The 2,277-nt window shown below is 71.9% G+C and carries 1 protein-coding gene and 2 pseudogenes; all 3 read left to right on the forward strand.

Features of this window, described 5'->3' with window-relative positions:
* On the forward strand, positions 1 to 245 hold a 245-nt coding region (locus AC2W7J_RS17600; protein ID WP_485984003.1), incomplete at its 5' end, for an iron chelate uptake ABC transporter family permease subunit.
* Positions 242 to 1,015: pseudogene (locus AC2W7J_RS17605) on the forward strand (ABC transporter ATP-binding protein); the annotation flags it as partial. The gene AC2W7J_RS17600 and the pseudogene AC2W7J_RS17605, both read left to right, overlap by 4 nt.
* A 285-nt stretch (positions 1,016 to 1,300) precedes the next feature.
* Positions 1,301 to 2,125, forward strand: a pseudogene (locus AC2W7J_RS17610) (ABC transporter substrate-binding protein); the annotation flags it as partial.
* Positions 2,126 to 2,277: the final 152 nt, after the last annotated feature.

The raw sequence follows: 2,277 nt of genomic DNA on the forward strand, positions 1-2,277 counted from the left end.
GGGCCGTCGCCTTCGTCGCGCTCATCGCCCCCGCAGGTCGCCGCGCGGCTCGCCCCGCAGCCCGGGCATCCCCGCTGACGACGACCGCGGCCGTCGGGGGCCTCGCGCTGCTCGTCGTCTGCGATGCGGTGGCACGCACTCTGCTGGCGCCCGTCCAGCTCCCCGTGGGGGTCATCACGACCGCGCTCGGCGGCGTCTACCTGCTCGGTCTGCTCCTGCACCAGTCCCGGAAGGCCACGACATGAGCCCCTCCCGCCTGCACGCTGCCGACCTGCGGGTCGGCTACGACGACCGGGTGATCATCGAGGACCTGTCCGTCGAGATCCCCGACGGCTCCTTCACCGTCATCGTCGGCCCCAATGCCAGTGGCAAGTCCACCCTGCTGCGCGCCCTGTCCCGCCTGCTGCGACCGACGCACGGGGCGGTGCTCCTCGACGGCCACGACGTGCGGGAGATGGGCGGCAAGGAGTTCGCGAGGGAGCTCGGCCTGCTGCCGCAGGAGTCGATCGCGCCCGAGGGGATCACCGTCGTCGACCTCGTCGCGCGGGGGCGCTTCCCCTACCAGCGGCTCTTCCGGCAGTGGAGCGACAAGGACGAGCGCGCCGTGCGCGAGGCGCTCGCGGCCACCCAGCTGCTCGAGCTGTCCACCCGACCCGTCGAAGCCCTCTCGGGCGGGCAGCGGCAGCGGGTCTGGATCGCCATGGCGCTCGCCCAGGAGACACCGATCCTGCTGCTCGACGAGCCGACGACCTATCTCGACCTGGCGCACCAGCTCGAGGTGCTCGAGCTGTGCACCCGCCTGCACCGACAGGGACGCACCCTCGTCGCCGTCCTCCACGACCTCAACCAGGCCGCCCGCTATGCATCGCACCTCGTCGCGATGTCGTCGGGTGCCGTTGCGGCGCAAGGGACCCCGAGCGAGGTCGTCACCGAGGAGGTCGTCCACCGCGTCTTCGGTGTGCGGGCCCGCGTGATCGACGACCCGGAGACCCGCACACCCATGGTCATCCCCCTGGCCAGCGGGCTGTCTCGGCGGCCGACCTGCCCGGCGACACCGCCATCGCCCACGACCCGTCCCACCCCTGACCCCACCCCCTTCGGAAGGACCCCTCCCATGGCACCCCTGCGACGACTCGTCGTCACCCCGACCCTCGTGCTCGCCCTGACCGCGCTCGCCGCGTGCGGCTCGTCCGACGACTCCGCGGAGAGCGGTGACGGCGGCAGGGTCGTCGGCACCGTCGAGCGCGGACCCGAGACCGACGTGACCCAGGCCGGCGACGAGCTCAAGGTCGTCGCCCTCGGCTGGTCCGACGGCGAGATCGCCGCCTCGCTCGGGGTCACCCCGACGGCGATCTACGACTGGCAGGGCCACGGCGCGGACAACAAGGGCGTCGGCGAGTGGGCCCAGGACGACGTCGAGGACGCCGACATCGAGGTCATCAAGAACTCCGGCACGACCTACAACTACGAGCAGATCGAGCTGCTCGAGCCCGACCTCATCCTCAACGTCCGCGCGGCGGGCGACGACAAGGTCTTCGACCGCCTCTCGAAGATCGCGCCCGTGGCCTCGGCCCCGAAGGACGCGCCCGACTTCGCGGTCGACTGGCGCACCCAGACCGAGATCATCGGCAAGGCCCTGGGCAAGGACGAGGAGGCCAAGGAGTCCGTCGCCGAGACCGACGAGGTCATCAAGGACGCCGCGGCCGAGCACCCGGAGTTCAAGGACAAGACCTTCGCCTACGGCGTGAAGTTCGGTGAGGCCTACGGCGGCTACGTCGAGGGCGACGCGCGCTTCGACGTCTTCGGCGAGCTCGGCTTCGTCGAGAACCCCGCGCTCAGCAAGCTCACCCCGAGCGGTGGCTTCTTCGCCGCGGTCGCGGCCGAGCAGGTGGGGGCCTTCGACGCCGACGTCGCCGTGCTGTCGACGATCGCCCTGCCGCTGAAGGACCTCGAGTCCGACGCCAAGATCAACTCCCTGTCCGTCGTCAAGGAGGACCGGGCCCTGGTCCTCGACGAGAAGGACGAGGTCAACGTCGCTCTCGCGGCCGGCACGCCCGAGTCGATCGCGCTCGCCGTCGAGGAGGTCACCCCCGACCTCGCCAAGGCAGCCGCCACGGCGAAGTGACCGGGCGTCACGCCCCGCCCCGCCACTGACGAAGGGGGCCGCACCGGACGATCCGGTGTGGCCCCCTTCGGTGTCGTGCGTCGTGAGGTGACGCTCCGGCCGGCGCTCAACCGGGGCGCCGCGGCGTGCGGACCGCCTCTCCGGTGCGCAGG

The organism is Janibacter sp. CFPM2_SD2 (genome assembly GCF_057364645.1).